This is a genomic window from Massilia sp. LXY-5 (assembly GCF_059801075.1).
Genome location: NZ_JBNNEH010000001.1, coordinates 536,427 through 552,945, shown reverse-complemented (window position 1 = coordinate 552,945; position 16,519 = coordinate 536,427). Strand labels below are relative to the sequence as shown.

General features: G+C 64.8%; 13 protein-coding genes. 6 read left to right on the top strand and 7 right to left on the bottom strand.

The features are described from left to right. The first annotated feature begins 55 nt into the window (after nucleotides 1-55). From rng to pepA, 5 genes are all read left to right on the top strand, one after another. Complete coding sequence (rng, locus tag ACI48I_RS02455) at nucleotides 56-1,519, top strand: ribonuclease G (RefSeq protein ID WP_193688488.1); 1,464 nt, start codon at nucleotides 56-58, stop codon at nucleotides 1,517-1,519. 229 nt (nucleotides 1,520-1,748) lie between these two features. Beyond that, nucleotides 1,749-2,639, top strand: coding sequence for a sensor histidine kinase (locus ACI48I_RS02450; protein WP_498573231.1), 891 nt, complete (start codon nucleotides 1,749-1,751; stop codon nucleotides 2,637-2,639). A 157-nt stretch (nucleotides 2,640-2,796) separates the two neighbouring features. Beyond that, nucleotides 2,797-3,126: a hypothetical protein gene (locus ACI48I_RS02445; RefSeq protein WP_193688486.1), complete on the top strand. Its 330-nt coding sequence runs from the start codon at nucleotides 2,797-2,799 to the stop codon at nucleotides 3,124-3,126. Nucleotides 3,127-3,137: 11 nt separating this feature from the next. Further along, on the top strand, nucleotides 3,138-4,601 hold the full coding sequence (locus ACI48I_RS02440) for a DUF7125 family protein (protein ID WP_193688485.1): 1,464 nt from the start codon (nucleotides 3,138-3,140) through the stop codon (nucleotides 4,599-4,601). Nucleotides 4,602-4,903: 302 nt separating this feature from the next. After that, nucleotides 4,904-5,779, top strand: coding sequence for a flocculation-associated PEP-CTERM protein PepA (pepA, locus tag ACI48I_RS02435; RefSeq protein WP_193688484.1), 876 nt, complete (start codon nucleotides 4,904-4,906; stop codon nucleotides 5,777-5,779). 61 nt (nucleotides 5,780-5,840) lie between these two features. On the opposite strand, the gene ACI48I_RS02430 is transcribed toward pepA, so the two are convergent. The 7 genes from ACI48I_RS02430 to ACI48I_RS02400 form a co-directional block, all read right to left on the bottom strand. Next, a complete protein-coding gene (locus tag ACI48I_RS02430; RefSeq protein ID WP_193688483.1) occupies nucleotides 5,841-6,647 on the bottom strand; it encodes an ABC transporter substrate-binding protein in 807 nt (268 codons plus the stop codon). Continuing rightward, entirely contained in the window at nucleotides 6,634-7,317 is a 684-nt protein-coding gene (locus ACI48I_RS02425) for an ABC transporter ATP-binding protein (protein WP_498573230.1), read from the bottom strand. Before ACI48I_RS02425 ends, ACI48I_RS02430 begins: the two co-directional genes overlap by 14 nt. Further along, nucleotides 7,314-8,021 carry an ABC transporter permease gene (locus tag ACI48I_RS02420; protein ID WP_498573229.1) on the bottom strand — a complete coding sequence of 236 codons (708 nt, stop codon included), beginning with the start codon at nucleotides 8,019-8,021 and terminating at the stop codon, nucleotides 7,314-7,316. Before ACI48I_RS02420 ends, ACI48I_RS02425 begins: the two co-directional genes overlap by 4 nt. A 7-nt stretch (nucleotides 8,022-8,028) precedes the next feature. Continuing rightward, nucleotides 8,029-8,916, bottom strand: coding sequence for a formate dehydrogenase accessory sulfurtransferase FdhD (locus ACI48I_RS02415; protein ID WP_498573228.1), 888 nt, complete (start codon nucleotides 8,914-8,916; stop codon nucleotides 8,029-8,031). Continuing rightward, a complete protein-coding gene (fdhF, locus tag ACI48I_RS02410) occupies nucleotides 8,913-11,714 on the bottom strand; it encodes a formate dehydrogenase subunit alpha (protein WP_193688479.1) in 2,802 nt (933 codons plus the stop codon). The genes ACI48I_RS02415 and fdhF overlap by 4 nt, the downstream gene beginning before the upstream one ends. Beyond that, a complete protein-coding gene (locus ACI48I_RS02405; RefSeq protein WP_193688478.1) occupies nucleotides 11,711-13,426 on the bottom strand; it encodes an NAD(P)H-dependent oxidoreductase subunit E in 1,716 nt (571 codons plus the stop codon). The genes fdhF and ACI48I_RS02405 overlap by 4 nt, the downstream gene beginning before the upstream one ends. Before the next feature lie 153 nt (nucleotides 13,427-13,579). After that, nucleotides 13,580-15,223 carry an OFA family MFS transporter gene (locus ACI48I_RS02400; RefSeq protein WP_193688477.1) on the bottom strand — a complete coding sequence of 548 codons (1,644 nt, stop codon included), beginning with the start codon at nucleotides 15,221-15,223 and terminating at the stop codon, nucleotides 13,580-13,582. Nucleotides 15,224-15,344: 121 nt separating this feature from the next. Between ACI48I_RS02400 and ACI48I_RS02395 the strand changes: the two genes are divergently transcribed. Next, on the top strand, nucleotides 15,345-16,421 hold the full coding sequence (locus ACI48I_RS02395; RefSeq protein WP_193688476.1) for a substrate-binding domain-containing protein: 1,077 nt from the start codon (nucleotides 15,345-15,347) through the stop codon (nucleotides 16,419-16,421). The last annotated feature ends 98 nt before the right edge of the window (nucleotides 16,422-16,519 follow it).

The following is a 16,519-nucleotide window of genomic DNA, read 5'->3' as shown; positions in this document are numbered from 1 at the left end:
CCTTGCCCAGCGTGTATCATGACACTCTGAACAATATCCCTGTGCGCAGCGTGCCATGAACGAAGACATCCTCATCAATATCACTCCGCAGGAAACGCGCGTGGCGCTGGTCCTGCAGGGCGCGGTGCAGGAGTTGCACATCGAACGCACGCTCACGCGCGGCCTGGCCGGCAACGTCTATTCGGGCAAGGTGGTGCGCGTGCTGCCGGGGATGCAATCCGCCTTCATCGACATCGGCTTGGAACGCGCCGCTTTCCTGCACGTCGCCGACATCTGGGAAGCGCGCCCGCACGATAATTCGAGCACACCTCCCACCCCCATCGAAAAGCTGCTGTTCGACGGCCAGGTGCTGACCGTGCAGGTGATCAAGGACCCGATCGGCACCAAGGGCGCGCGCCTGTCGACCCAGATCTCGATCGCCGGGCGCATGCTGGTCTACCTGCCGCAGGACAACCACATCGGCATCTCGCAGAAGATCGAGAAGGAAGCGGACCGCGAACTGCTGCGCACGCGCATGGCGGGCCTGCTGCCGGCCGAGGAAAAAGGCGGCTACATCGTGCGCACCCAGGCCGAGGAAGCGTCCGATACGGACCTGGCCGCCGACATCGACTACCTGCGCAAAACCTGGGCCGCGATCCAGAACGGCGCCCGTACCCGTCCCGCGACGAGCCTGCTGTACCAGGATTTGAACCTGGCCCAGCGCGTGCTGCGCGACTTCGTGCACGACGAGACGGCGACGATCCAGGTCGATTCGCGCGAAAACCACGCCATGCTGGTCGAGTTCGCCAAGGTCTATACGCCGAGCGTGCTGGCGAGACTGCAGCACTACACGGGCGAGCGCCCGCTGTTCGACCTGTACGGGGTCGAGGAAGAGATCCTGCGCGCGCTGGGGCGCCGTGTCGACCTGAAGTCCGGCGGCTACCTGATCGTCGACCAGACCGAGGCGATGACGACGATCGACGTCAACACCGGCGGCTATGTCGGCGGCCGCAATTTCGCGGATACCATTTTCAAAACCAACCTGGAAGCGGCGCATGCCATCGCGCGCCAGCTGCGCCTGCGCAACCTGGGCGGCATCATCATCCTCGACTTCATCGACATGGAGAACACCGAGCACCGCAACCAGGTGCTCGCCGAGCTGAAGAAAACGCTGGCGCGCGACCGGACCAAGGTCTCGGTGAGCGGCTTCTCGGCCCTCGGCCTGGTCGAGATGACGAGGAAACGTACCCGCGAGTCGCTGGCCCACATCCTGTGCGAGCCCTGTCCCGCCTGCGCCGGCAAGGGTCAGGTCAAGACCTCGCGCACGATCTGCTATGAGATCCTGCGTGAACTGCTGCGCGAAGCCAAGCAGTTCAACCCGCGCGAATTCCGTATCCTCGCTTCGCAGGAAGTGGTCGATTTGTTCCTCGAGGAGGAATCGCAGCACCTGGCCATGCTGGGCGACTTCATCGGCAAGAAGATTTCGTTGCAGGTCGAGAAAGGCTATCACCAGGAACAATATGACGTTATCCTGATGTAGCGGTCGCCGCAAAATGCGCCGCTTCGATGCGATCGATGACGAACCATTCGGCGGCCGAGGGCCCAAAATGTTTGTCACAGTTGCAGTGCAACTGGCGTCCCGTGTTTGTTCTGCTTTTTTCGTTAGCTTTACATCTTGTTAACTTGACTCGCCGCCTGAAATTCCCTAGCGTTGAAAAAGGTAGCTGTGTGGGTCACAGCGTTCTTTGTGGCAAATTGACTGGCGTAATATGCTTACACAACCATCCGGCCGCAAGAGCGAGGCGCGTGGCCAGCCTCATACAAACCAGCGTGAAGAAGGCGAGGACATTGGCGCCGAACACGAGGCCGCGATGCTGCGCCTGACGCAGGACCAGATGCTGGTCAATCAGGCGCTGGTGGAAAAAATCTTCGCCTGCGAACGGGCCGAAGCGGCCTTGCGCGCGTCCGAAAAGAAACTGCACGACCTGCTTGCACACCAGCTCGCCACGCGCGAAGACGAACGCAAACGCATTTCGCGCGAGCTGCACGATACGCTGGGCCAGAACCTGCTGGCGCTACGCATGGATATCGTCATGATGCACCAGGAAACCACCAAGCGGCACTACCGCCTGCGCGACCGCATCGGCGCCGCACTCGACAACGTCGACGTCACGCTGCGCTCGGTCAAGCAGTTGCTGGGCGAACTGCGTCCCTCGGGCCTGGAACTGGGGCTGCTGGCCACGGTCGAGATGGAATTGCGCAAGTTTACCCGCGCCAGCGGTATTGCCTGCGAGCTGAGCGGCAATCCCGGCATCGACGACCTCTCCATCGGCGAAGAAGAAATCGTGACCCTTTACCGGGCGCTGCAGGAGTGCCTGAACAACGTGTTTCGCCATTCGCTGGCGAGCCGGGTGAATGTGCGCCTGGAGGCGCACGACGACAGGCTGGAGATGAGCATCGTCGACAACGGCATCGGCTTCGATCCCGCCGCGCCGCGCAAGGCAAACAGCTTCGGCCTGCTCGACCTGCATGAGCGCGTGGCCCGCCATGGTGGCAAACTCATCGTGAAGGGAGCGCGCGCGCACGGTACCGAGGTGGTGCTGGACATTCCGATCGCGACCGCCTCCGCAGATTCTTCCGGCCCTCCTGCAATCGGATAGAATGATGTCCTAAACACATCCATTCACCCGGCCGGGACGTGGCGAATTCATCGTCGACGGGCCATGTTGCTGTTGACTGAACGTCATGCCCATACCGACCGAGCTGTTCGCAACAATGACAGGCCGCCTGGCGCCAGGGGGCGGTCCGGGTACGGCCATGGATGCAATCGTGGTATGGCGTGCGTTGTTCAAGAAGTTCGGCCCCTTGATCGGGCCACTCAGCACGGAGCTGCTGTTCGCGCGCAGCCTGGCCGCGCACGAAAACACTTTCCCATGGCTGCCCCAAGCCGTCTCGGGCGCACTGCGGCCGCTGTTCGAAGAGTTCGAACGCTGCCTCGACAACCGCACGCCTGAAGAGATCGTCGCTGCGAACACTGCCTTGCTGGCGACCTATACGACCGGCTTGAACGAGCTGATCGGCGCGGGGCTGGTCACACGCTTCCTGCAGGCGACATTCCCACATGATGAATCCAACAAGAATACTTAGGAGTATGCGGCATGACCGACAAACTTGACCTGCGCCCGCTGGCGACGGGCGTTCCCGGACTCGATACCATCCTCGGCGGTGGCCTGCCCGAATTGTCGTTCAATATCATCGGCGGCGCCCCCGGCAGCGGCAAGACCACCTTTGCCCAGCAAATCATGTTCGGCCTGGCCACACCCCAGCGTCGGGCCCTGTTCTTCACCGCCATGGGCGAGCCGCCCGTCAAAATGCTGCGCTACCAGCAGCAGTTTTCCTTCTTCGACTTCGACAAGGTCGGCGACGCGGTCAACTTCATCAGCCTCGCGGCCCAGGTCGAGGAAGGCAATTACGATGCCGTGCTGGCGCAGATCCTGGAGGAAGTGCGGATGCACTCCCCCAGCCTGGTATTCATCGATTCCTTCCGCTCCTTCATGCAGGGCGCGCGCGGCGACCAGCAGGAAGTGGCCGCGCTGCAGACCTTCGTGCAGCGCCTCGTCGCCCACATGACGACCTGGAACGCGACCAGCTTCCTGATCGGCGAATACACGACCAACGAGGCCGACCAGAACCCGATCTTCACGGTGGCCGACGGCCTGATCTGGCTGAACCAGTACGTGCACCGCAACGCCATGTCGCGCAAGCTTCAGGTCATCAAGATGCGCGGGCAACAGCAGCGCCCCGGCCTGCACGCGTTTCGCATCGGGGACGCCGGCATCGAGATCTTCCCGCGGATCCTGCCGGCACCGGAGCCGATCGGCGCCGTCCCGCCCCTGAAGGAACCGGTGGGCCTGCTCTCGAGCGGTGTGCCGGCGCTTGACGAGATGTTCGGCGGCGGCATCCCGGCCGGCTATTCGGTCCTGCTCGTCGGCCCTACCGGTTCGGGCAAGACCCTGCTGTCCACCGAATTCCTGGCCGCCGGCGCAGCCGCGGGCGAAAAGGGCGTGATCGCCCTGTTCGAGCGCAGTCCGAGCCAGATCATGAACGAGAAGCTCGACGCCATCGTGCGTTCCGGCCAGGTAGCCATGATGAGCGTGCGCGCGCTCGACCTGTCGGTCGACGAGATGCTGCACGAACTCAGCGGCATGATCGATGCCACGGGCGCCACCCGCGTAGTGCTCGATTCCCTCTCCGGCTTCGAGCTGGCGATGGCACCGGAATACCGCGAGGACTTCCGCGAATCGCTGTACCGCATGGCCACCGTGCTGGGCGCGAAAGGCGTCACCGTCCTGATGACGAGCGAAATGGAAGACCGCTACCAGGAACTGCGCTTCAGCCCTTACGGTAACGCGGTGCTGGTCGACGCGGTGATCATGCAACGCTATGTCGAATCGCAGTCCGAACTGTCCACAGTGATTTCGGTCATCAAGGTACGCGGTCGCAAGCACAGCCGGCAGATCCGTACCTTCGAGATCACCGACGACGGAGAAGTCCGGATCGGCCAGGGACCGGCACCGTTCGACGGGGTATTGCTGGGTAGTCCGCACGCCAGGCATTCATAGGCAACAAGCGCGTGCCTGCACAGGCCGCCCGACAAACGACGACGCCAGCCTTGTGCTGGCGTTTTTTTGTTAAATCACAACCGAAAGTTTCATCTCGTAACGAGGCAATGATGGTCCGGCAAGGCATATTGATAATAATGAATTCCCAATAGAAATGCGCTTTGTCGGAATACTTTACACGTATGTACGAAAGTGAAATTTCATACCGCTAGTAAATTGATTCTAAAGAAAAATTTTTTTAGGCATGAGGATTGCTTTACTTCAAGTCCATCCGTCTCATGACATTTTGTCGAAAGAGTAACATGCCCTTTGTTAAAACATTTATTTGTGCCGCAGCCTTCGCGCTCGGTACGACCGGTGCCGCAATCGCGAGTCCGGTCCTGAACAATTGGGTCTTCAATCCGACAGGTGGCGGCTTTGCTGGTGGCCAGGTAATCAATGAATACCTGGACATCAACGGCAACGCTTTCATCCAGTTGACCCGTACTGGCGGCAATTCCTTCTCGTTCAAGGAAACGGCCGTCTTCAACAGCATTCAGGCGGACAGCAACGGCCGGCTGTTCCCGCTGAATTACCCCGGCGGCAATATCACGGCCACCTTCGAAGCGACCGGCAACGGCGTGTTCGGCGGCGCCTTCAGCTTCGGCGGCGGCACCATCCGCATGTACCAGAACCCCGTCAACAACCAGTACGCCGGCACCAGCGGTTACTATGGCGCGAACCTGGGCGAGATGATCGCCGAGTTCAACGTGCTGGCCGGCGGCGGCGGCCTGGTTGATTCCAATGGCAGCCCGACGACGAACGGCCAGGTCAGCGTGTTCGCGCAGGCGGCACCGGGCATGCTCGACGCCGGCTACTTCTTCAACAAGAACGGCCGCGACCTGTCGACCGAGTCGATCCTGTCGTTCGCCTTCACCAATGCGAATACGGTCGGCTCGCCGACCCGCCGCCTGGTGAGCGAAGTGGGCTGCCAGTTCGCCGGCTTCACCGGCCCGGGCTGCACGACCGGTACCACCTACCGCAACCGTCCGGGCGAGTATTTCTTCATCAGCTCGAATGGCCAGTTCAAGCTGGCCGAGCTGAACGAAGTGCCGGAACCGGGCTCCATCGCCCTGTTCGGCATCGCCCTGCTGGCCGCCGGCGCGACGGCACGCAAGCGCAAGACCCTGCAGAAGTAAGCGGCGAAGCGCACATAAAAAAAGCGGCCTCGGCCGCTTTTTTCGTTCCCGCAGCTACCGCTCAGCGGATCGCGGTCGGAAAAAACAGCTGCTCGCCGGCCGGCTTGAACGCGGCGATGCGCGCCTGCCCTTCGTTCGAGGTGATCCACTCGATCAGCTGCTTCGCGCCCTTGTAGTTCACCCCCGGGTGCTTCGCCGGATTGACGGCGATGATGCCGTAGGGATTGAACATGCGCTTGTCGCCTTCGACCAGGATGGCGAGGCCGGTCCTGGCTTTGTAGGCGCCATAAGTGGCGCGGTCGGTCAGCGTGTAGGCGCGCATTTCGGCGGCCATGTTGAGCACCTCGCCCATGCCCAGGCCGGCCGACACATAGCGCGCGCCCGCCGGCCTGGTGCCGGCCGCCTGCCAGTAGCCCTTCTCCATCACGTCGGTGCCGGAATTGTCGCCGCGCGAGATGAACTTCACCCCGCTGGCCGCGATCTTGTTGAAGGCGGCGATCACGTCCTTGTTGCCCTTCACCCCGGCCGGATCGGACTCGGGACCGACGACGATAAAATCGTTGTACATCACGTCGCGGCGGTCGACGCCCCAGCCATCGAGCACGAACTTGTCTTCCAGCGCCCGCGCGTGCACCAGGGTCACGTCGACGTCGCCGTTCTTGCCCAGCTCGAGCGCCTTGCCGGTGCCGACCGAGATCACGTTGACCTTGATGCCGGTCTTCGCTTCGAAGGCCGGCAGCAAATACGCCAGCAGGCCCGAGTTCTCGGTGCTGGTGGTGGTCGACAGGCGCAGCACGTTCTGCGCCATGGCGAAGGGCGAAGCAAGGCCGGCGCACAGCAGGACGGCGAGCAGGTTACGGCGTTTCATCGGTTTCTCCTTTGTTGGTGCGGTATTCGAGATGCCCGTCGCGCAGTTTCAGGCGGCGTACGCCGGGCAGTCCGATCAGGTCGCGGTCATGGCAGGCCATGACCACGGTCGTGCCCTGTTCCATCAGGGTCGGGATCAGCGCGATCACCTGTTCGCGCGCCGCGCCGTCGAGGTTCGCGGTGGGCTCGTCGAGCAGCAGCAGGCGCGGTTGCAGCACGCGCGCCCGCGCCAGCGCCACGCGCTGCTTCTCGCCGCCGGACAGGCGCGCCGGGTCGGTGCCCTGCAGGTAGCTTACGCCCGCCCAGGCCATCGCTTCTTCCACGCGCTGCGCAATGCGCGCCTTCGGTTCGCCGCGCGCCGCCAGGCCGTAGCCGATGTTGTCGGCGACGCTGGTTGAGAACATGATCGGGTGCTGGTGCACGTAGACGATGGCCCGGCGCAGCGCCGCCGGGTAGGGATGCAGCGCGACGGGTTTGCCCTCGAAGGCGGCACTCGCGACTTGCGCGGTGTCGAGCCCGGCCAGCACGCGCAGCAGCGTGCTTTTGCCGACGCCGTTGGCGCCGGTCAGCACATAGGCGCTGGCCGTCTCCAGGGTCAGCTCGTCGATGTCGAACAGCAGGCGTTCGCCATGGCGCTTTTTCAGGCCGCGCACGGTCATGAGCGCACTCATGTTCTTCCTCCCGCCGTATGCGCTTCGCCCTGCAGCAGCATCAGGGCCCCGTTCATCAGCAGCGCCAGCGCGACCAGCACGATGCCCAGCGCGATGCCCTGCGCGAAGTCGCCCTTGCTGGTCTCGAGCGCGATCGCGGTCGTGATGGTGCGCGTCTCGCCTTCGATGTTCCCGCCCACCATGAGGGCGCAGCCGACTTCCGAGAGGACGCGTCCGAAGCCGCTGATCACGGCCGCCATCACGCCGTAGCGCGCTTCGTGCAGCACGGTGGCCATGACCCGCCAGCGCGAGGCGCCCAGCGCCCGTGCGGTCTCGGCATAGCGGGCGTCGAGCGCTTGCACCGCCGCCAGCGTAAAGGCCAGCAGCACCGGCAGGCCGACCACGAACTGGCCGAGAATGATGCCCGACTGCGAGAACAGCCATTCCAGCGGCCCGAGCGGACCGCGGCGCGACAGCAGCAAATACAGCAGCAGGCCAATCAGGACCGTCGGCAGGGACAAGGCGCATTGCGCCAGCCAGATCGCGATGCGGCGGCCCGGGAAGCGGTGCATCGCGATCGCGTAACCGAGCAGCACGGCGGGCGGCGTGGCCAGCAGCAGGCCGATGACGCTGGTTTTGAGGGAGACCCAGATGATGCGCCACAGGGCCGCGTCGCCGGAAAACAGCAGCGCGAAGGCGTGCGCCGTGGCGTCGAACAACGGCATGGATGGGCTACACTGCGGCCGGCCGTGCGGCGGGGGGAAGCTCGAGCAGTTCGGGCTCGAATACGAGCCGCTCCTGCCCGGCCAGCAGCAGGAAATGCTTGCCGGTGCAGCGCGCCAGCAGCGACATGCCGACCTTCTCCGCCACCATATGCCCCATCTGCGTGGTGCCCGAGCGCGACAGCAGGAAGGGAATGCCCATCTGGGCACCCTTGATCACCATCTCCGAGGTCAGGCGGCCCGTCGTATAAAACACTTTATCTTCGCCGCGCATCCCTTCCAGCCACATCAGGCCGGCGATCGCATCGACGGCGTTGTGGCGGCCCACGTCCTCGACGAAATACAGCAGCTCGCCCGTGTTCGAGAACAGCGCGCAGCCGTGCACCGAGCCCGCCTGTTTATAGATCGATTGCTGGGTGCGGATGGTGTCGACGATGCGGTAGACCACCGACTGTTTCAATCTCGCCTCAACAGGCAGCGCGATCTTGTCGACTTCATCCATCAGCCCGCCGAAGACCGACCCCTGGCCGCAGCCGGTGGTGACGACCTTCTTCGCCGTGCGCTCTTCGACGTCGGCGATGCCGTTGCGGGTAACGACCGCCACCGCATCGACCGACCAGTCGACCTGCACTGACACCACGTCCTCGATCGAGCGCACCAGGCGCTGGTTGCGCAGGTAGCCCAGGGTCAGGGCTTCGGGCGCGCCGCCGAGGGTCATCAGGGTGACCAGCTCGCGCTTGTCGACGTACACCGTCAGCGGGCGCTCGGCCGGAATCGAGATCGTCGATGCGCGGCCTCGCTCGTCGAGCACGCTTACCTCGTGGGTAAGGTGGGCGCGTGCATCGGAGAGGATCGGGCGCGCATTTGGTAAAGACGGTGGCAGGTCGGGACAGTTCATGTTGCCAATTGTGCCATGCCGGCCAGAATTTGGCCGCCACCGTAGCTGCTCTGGTGTGCGACCTCCCCGCCCGGCGTGACTTTAATTGCGCAATACTTGAACTCCGGGATCTTCCCGTAGGGGTCGAGCGCGGCATTCGTCAGCCGGTTGATCGCCGCCTCGTAGTAGCAGAACGGGACGAAGATCGCACCTACCGGCGAGCTGTCGTCGGCGCGCGCATACAGCACCACTTCGCCACGGCGCGAGGCGATCGTGATCGGCGCGCCCGGTGCGATGCCAAGGCGTTCCAGGTCGAGCGGGTGCACCAGGGCCACCGGATCGGGCTCGATCGCGTCGAGCACGGTGGCGCGGCGGGTCATGCTGCCGGTATGCCAGTGCTCGAGCTGGCGGCCCGTGATCAGCACCATCGGGTATTCAAGATCGGGACGCTCGTCGGCCGGGATGATATCGGCCGGCACGAAGCGCGCCTTGCCTCCCTCGCGCGGGAACTGGTCGGTGAACACCACCGGCTGACCGACGTCGCCCTCGTTCATGCACGGGTAGACGACGGCGCCATTCTTCTCCAGGCGCTCCCAGGTGATGCCGCCGATGCTGGCCATCGTGTGGCGCATCTCGTCGAAGACTTCCGACACATGGCCGTAGTTCCACGGCAGGCCGAGGCGGTTCGCGATCTGCTGGATGATCCACAGGTCCTGCTTCGCGTCACCGGGCGGGTCGATCGCCTGCCGGCCCAGCTGGACCAGGCGGTCGGTATTGGTGAACGTGCCGGTTTTTTCCGGGAAGGCGGAGGCCGGCAGGATCACGTCGGCGAGGTAGGCGGTCTCGGTCAGGAAGATGTCCTGCACCACCAGGTGTTCCAGGGCGGCCAGCGCGGCGCGCGCGTGGTTCGCGTCCGGGTCGGACATCGCCGGATTTTCGCCCATGATGTACATGCCGCGGATCTGGCCATGGTCGATCGCATCCATGATCTCGACCACGGTGAGACCGGGCTTCGGATCGAGGGTTGCGCCCCAGGCCTTCTCGAACTTCTCGCGCGCGGCCGGGTTGTCGACGCGCTGGTAGTCCGGCAGCATCATCGGGATCAGGCCGGCATCCGACGCACCCTGCACGTTGTTCTGGCCGCGCAATGGGTGCAGGCCGGTGCCGGGACGGCCGATCTGGCCGGTCATCAGGGCAAGGGCAATCAGGCAGCGCGCATTGTCCGTGCCGTGCACGTGCTGCGAGACGCCCATGCCCCACAGGATCATCGATCCCTTCGAGGTGGCGTACAGGCGCGCCACGTAGCGGATGGTCTCGGCGTCGATGCCGCAGATCGGGGCCATCGCTTCCGGGCTGTAGTCGGCAACGTTCGCTTCGAGGTCGGCGTAGCCGACCGTGCGGCTGGCGATGAAGTCGGCGTCGACTAGTTTTTCGGTCACGATCACGTGCATCATGGCGTTCAGCAGCGCCACATCCATGTCGGGCTTGAACTGCAGGTAGCGGTGCGCGTGGCGCGCCAGTTCCGAGCGGCGCGGATCGAGCACGATGAGTTTCGCGCCCGTACGCACGGCATTCTTGATCCAGGTGGCGGCCACCGGGTGATTCACGGTCGGGTTGGCGCCGATGATGAGGATGACCTCGGCGCGTGTCACGTCCATCACCGGGTTCGAGACGGCGCCCGAGCCGATCCCTTCCAGCAGGGCCGAGACCGAGGAAGCGTGGCACAGGCGCGTGCAGTGGTCGACGTTGTTGGTGCCGAAGCCGGTGCGCACCAGCTTCTGGAACAGGTAGGCCTCTTCGTTGCTGCCCTTGGCCGAGCCGAAGCCGGCCAGCGCATTGCCGCCATGCGTGTCGCGGATGGCGGCCAGCTTGCCGCCGGCCAGCGCCAGCGCTTCTTCCCAGGTCGCTTCGCGGAAGACGTCCAGTACGCGGTCCGGGTCCATCGTGAACTCGCCGTTCTTCGGCATGCCTTCACGGCGGATCAGCGGTTTCGTCAGGCGGTGCGGATGGTGCGCGTAGTCGAAGCCGTAGCGGCCCTTGACGCACAGGCGTCCCAGGTTGGCCGGGCCGTTGCGGCCTTCCACGTACAGGATCTTGTTGTCCTTGATGTTATAGGTCAGCTGGCAGCCGACGCCGCAATACGGGCAGACCGAGTCGACCTGTTTGTCCGGGATGTTCAGCGCCACCTCGCGCGCCGGCATCAGGGCGCCGGTCGGGCAGGCCTGCACGCATTCGCCGCAGGCCACGCAGGTGGAGGCGCCCATCGGGTCGTCCTGGTCGAACACGATCTTCGCGTTCTCGCCGCGGAATGCCAGGCCGATGACGTCATTGACCTGCTCGTCGCGGCAGGCGCGCACGCAGCGGGTGCACTGGATGCAGGCATCGAGGTTGACCGTGATCGCGGCGTGGGTCGCATCGATCTGGGGCTGGCGGCGGGTGGAAACGAAGCGCGGCTTGCCGACGCCGAGTTTTTCGGCCCAGAGGTCGACTTCGTTCTTGCGCGTGTACTCGGCTTCCGGCATGTCGGCCAGCAGCAGCTCGAGCACCATCTTTTGCGCGGACACGGCACGCGTGCTGTCGGTGCTGACCTTCATGCCCTGGCTCGGGTGGCGGCAGCAGGATGGCGCGAGAACGCGCTCGCCGTCGATCTCGACCATGCAGGAGCGGCAGTTGCCGACGGCCTCCAGGCCTTCCTTGTAGCACAGGCGCGGGATCTCGATGCCCTCGCGGCCTGCGACCTCGATCAGGGTCTCGTGCGGCAGCGCCTCGACGACACGGCCATTGAGTTCGAACGAAACGGTACGGATAATCGCATTCATGATTTCACTGCCTCCAGCTCGTGCGGGAAGTACTTGATGACGCAGTCGAAGGGATTCGGCGCGGCCTGGCCGAGGCCGCAGATCGACGCGTCGCGCATCACCTGCGACAGTTCGCCCAGCAGCGGCACGTCCCAGACCGGCTTGTTGATGATGTCGAGCGCCTTGGCGGTGCCGTTGCGGCAGGGCGTGCACTGGCCGCAGGACTCGTCCTTGAAGAAGGCGAGCGTGTTGCGGGCGGCGGCGCTGGCGCTGTCGCGATCCGACAGCACCACGACGGCGGCCGAGCCGATGAAGCAGCCGTAGGGCTGCAGCGTATCGAAGTCGAGCGGGATGTCGCCCATGCTGGCCGGCAGGATGCCGCCCGAGGCGCCACCCGGCAGGTAGGCATAGAAACTGTGCCCGTCCTGCATGCCGCCGCAGTATTCATTGATCAGTTCCGTGATCGTGATGCCGGCCGGGGCGAGTTTGACGCCCGGCTCCTTGACGCGGCCCGAGACCGAGAACGAACGCAGCCCGCGCCGGCCGTTGCGGCCGAAACTGGCGAACCAGTCGCCGCCGCGTTCCAGGATCTCGCGCACCCAGTGCAGGGACTCGAAATTGTGTTCCAGCGTAGGACGGCCGAACAGGCCGACCTGCGCCACATAGGGCGGACGCAATCTCGGCATGCCGCGCTTGCCCTCGATCGATTCGATCATGGCCGACTCTTCGCCGCAGATGTACGCTCCCGCGCCGCGCCGCAGGTGAATCGGCGGCATGCCCTGCACCGGCGGGTCAAGACGCAGTTTTTCGAGCTCGGCTTCCAGCATGGCGCGGCAGCCGTGGTATTCGTCGCGCAAATAAATGTAGATGGCCTCGATGCCGACCGCCCAGGCGGCGATCAGGGCGCCTTCCAGGAAGCGGTGCGGGTCACGCTCGAGGTAGACGCGGTCTTTGAAGGTGCCCGGCTCGCCTTCGTCGATGTTAATCGCCATCAGGCGCGGGCCGGCCTCGGCACGCACGATGCGCCATTTGCGGCCCAGTGGGAAACCGGCGCCGCCCAGGCCGCGCAGGCCGGAGGCTTCCAGCGTGCCGATCACCTGTTCGACGTCGCGCAGGCCTGCGACGCAGTCGCGCAGCAGCTGGTAGCCGCCGGCGCGGCGGTAAGTCGCATAGTCGGCATGGCCCGGGATCTCGTCAGGCGTCACTCCGGCGGCTGCTTTCGCGGCCACCTTCTCGGCCGTCGCATGCGGGACCGCATGCTGCCCCACCACCGCCGCCGGCGCCTGTTCGCAGCGGCCGATGCAGGGCGCTTCGAGCAGGCGCACCTCGCGGCCGAGCAGCGCCGGGAGTTTGTCCAGCAGTTCGCGGGCGCCCGCCATCTCGCACGAGAGGCCGGCGCAGACGCGCACCGTCAGTGCCGCCGGGGCGGCTTCGCCTTCCTTGACCACGTCGAAGTGGTGGTAGAAGGTGGCGACCTCGTAGACCTCGGTCTGCGCCAGGCGCATTTCTTGCGCGAGCGCGGCCATGTGGGCGCTCGACAGGCAGCCGAAATGGTCCTGGATCTTGTGCAGGTGCTCGATCAGGAGGTCGCGCTGGGTTGACGCGCCGCCGAGCAGGGCCTGGACTTCGGCGAGGGCCTGCGGGTCGACGCGGCGGCCTTTCGGGGCTTCGCGTTTGCGCTGGCGGCTGGCGCCGGCGTTGGCGACGGCGATCGGGATGATGGGGTGGTTCATGATTCGTCCCAGTTGTTCGATATTACGTTGGTTGGTCGTTGATGCCGCGGTGTTGCGAACGGTGCACCGCGTGGAGTCAGGACTCCACCCTACGAACTGTTGTGCACCGTAGGGTGGGGTCTCGAGCCCACGCGTTCACCGCCAGAACAGCGATTACTTGAACAGCACCGCCGCCTTCTGCAGCGTCACCCACACGCCGAACATCAGCGGAATGCCGACCGCCAGCCAGGCAAAGGCCGTGACCAGCGGGCTGCTGGCAGCACTGCTGCCGCTGCCGCCGCCGACGCGGGTGCCGCTCGCGGCGGAAACGTCGCGCTCATGCGCCAGCTTCTTCTCGGCCGCCAGTTCGGCGTCCGTCATGAAGTGCTTGTCGGCCAGCGGGCGGATCATCGTGTTGAGCACGATGCCGACGACGATCAGGCCGGCCAGCACGTACATCGTGATGTCATAGGCTTGCGCCTTCGGTACGCCATGGGCGATCTGGTACTCGCGGATGTAGTTGATCAGGATCGGACCGAGCACGCCAGCTGCCGCCCAGGCCGTCAGCAGGCGGCCGTGGATCGCGCCCACCATCTGCGTGCCGAACAGGTCGGCCAGGTAGGCAGGCACGGTCGAAAAACCGCCGCCGTACATCGACAGGATGATACAAATGAAGCCGACGAACAAGGCCAGCTGGCCGGCGTGCGCCATCGACGGAATCGACACGTACAGGAAGAAACCGAGGATCAGGAACACGAAATAGGTCGCCTTGCGGCCGATGTAGTCCGAGCACGAGGCCCAGGCGAAGCGGCCGCCGATGTTGAACAACGACAGCAGGCCCGTGAAGCCGGCGGCGATGGCCGCGATCTGGCTCTTTTGCGCCGCGTCGAGGTCGTTGAAGCCGAGGTCGACGCCGATCAGCTTGCCGCCGAAGACTTCCTGCAGCAGCGGCGAGGCCATGCCCAGGATGCCGATGCCGGCCGAGACGTTCAGGAACAGCACGCCCCAGATCAGCCAGAACTGGGGGATGCCCCAGACGCGGCTGGCGTGCACGTGGCGCGCGGTGATCATCGTGTTGGCGGTCTGCGCCGGCGGGGTCCAGCCCGCAGGCTTCCAGCCCGAAGCAGGCACGCGGTAGGTCAGTGCGCCCGCTACCATGAACACGAAATAAATCGCGGCCAGGGCCAGGAAGGTTTCCCAGACGCCGACCGAGGTGGCGGTAGCAAAATGCTTCATCAGCTTGTCGGCCAGCGGGGCGCCGATCATGGCGCCGCCGCCGAAGCCCATGATGGCCATGCCGGTCGCCATGCCGCGGCGGTCCGGGAACCATTTGATGAGCGTCGACACGGGCGAGATGTAGCCGAGGCCGAGGCCGATCCCGCCGATCACGCCGGAACCGATCCACATCAGCCAGATCTGGTGGGTGTAGATGCCCAGGCTTGAAATCACCAGGCCGCCGCACCAGCACACGGCCGACACGATACCGGCCTTGCGCGGGCCGGCGTGCTCGAGCCAGCCGCCGAACAGCCAGGCAGCCAGGCCCAGGAAGACGAAGAACAGCGTGAACATCCAGCCGAGCATCGAGATCTTCCAGTCGCAGGTGGTCGAGAAGATCTCGGCCATGAAGCCCATGTCGGCCGCGCAGGCGCGCGACTCGGTGATGCCGATCGCTTTCGACAGCGGCAGCCAGAACACCGAGAAGCCGTAGGCCATGCCGATGCACAGGTGGATCGCGAGCGCCGCCGGCGGCACCAGCCAGCGGTTGAAGCCCGGTCCCGCGATGGTGCGCTCTTTACTTAGAAAATCGAATAAACCCATTGTCCCCTCCGGTTTTTATCATTCCTGAATATGCTTTTTTAAGCATATCTATCAGGCATCTTTTATTGCCTGCGGAGGGTAACATGATGTTTTTCGCAGCGAAATAGGTTATTTTCAGCATATGCTCAAAGTTCATATCCGTCCACATTGGGAAATCAGCGTCAAGGGCGAGAGCCCGCTCGATACCAAGGACCTGCTGGGCTTGCTCCTGTCGATCCAGGACACCGGGTCGATCGCGCAGGCGGCAAAGAGTGTCGGCCTGTCCTACCGCTATGCCTGGGGTTTGCTGCGCTCGGCCGAAAGCCTGTTCGGCGAACAATTGCTGCAGACGGGGCGCGGACGCGGCACGAGCCTGACGCCGCTGGCGCAGAAGCTGGTCTGGGCCGACCGCCGCATCGCGGCGCGCCTGTCGCCCACCCTGCACAGCCTGGCCTCGGAGCTGGAAGCGGAACTGGGGCGCATCACCGCCAACAAGCTGCGCACCCTGCGCATGGACGCCAGTCACGGCTTCGCGGTGGCCGCGCTGACCGGCTGCATCGACCGCGACGCCCTGCCGCTCGACCTGCGCTACCGCACCAGCACTGACGCGGTCGCCGCGCTGGCCCGGCGCGAATGCGACCTGGCCGGCTTTCACATCCCGCTCGGACGCTTCGAGGCGCAGACGATCGCCTGGTACCTGCGCTGGCTCGATCCGAACCAGCACTGCCTGGTGCGCGTGGCGGACCGCGAGCAGGGCCTGATCACGGCGCGCGGCAATCCGCTCGGCCTGCGCGGCCTGGCCGACCTGGCGCGCCCCGAGGTGCGCTTCGTGAACCGCCAGGCCGGCTCCGGCACGCGCATGCTGCTGGAGATGATGCTGGCCGCCGACGGCCCGCCGCTCGAATCCATCAACGGCTACAACAGCGCCGAGTTCACGCATTCGGCGGTGGCCGCCTACATCGCCAGCGGCATGGCCGACGCCGGCATCGGCATGCGTGCCGCGGCCGCCCAGTTCAAGCTCGATTTCCTGCCGCTGGTGCGCGAGCATTATTACTTTGCGCTGCGCCGCGACGCCGTCGACGAACCGATCATGCGCCAGCTGCTCGAGCTGATGCGCGATCCCTCCTACCACAAGTTGGTGGCCGCCCTGCCCGGCTACGATGCCGGCGGCACGGGTGAACTGGTGTCGATCGCCGAGGCTTTTTCGCTTCAGGCATAGGACAAAACAGGTGCTGGCGTCGCTTCTGCGAAGGTCGACAAACCACTCCTGAGTTTCCTCAATTAAGCGGTCTCGTCCATCGATAGATTGGAGTCTTT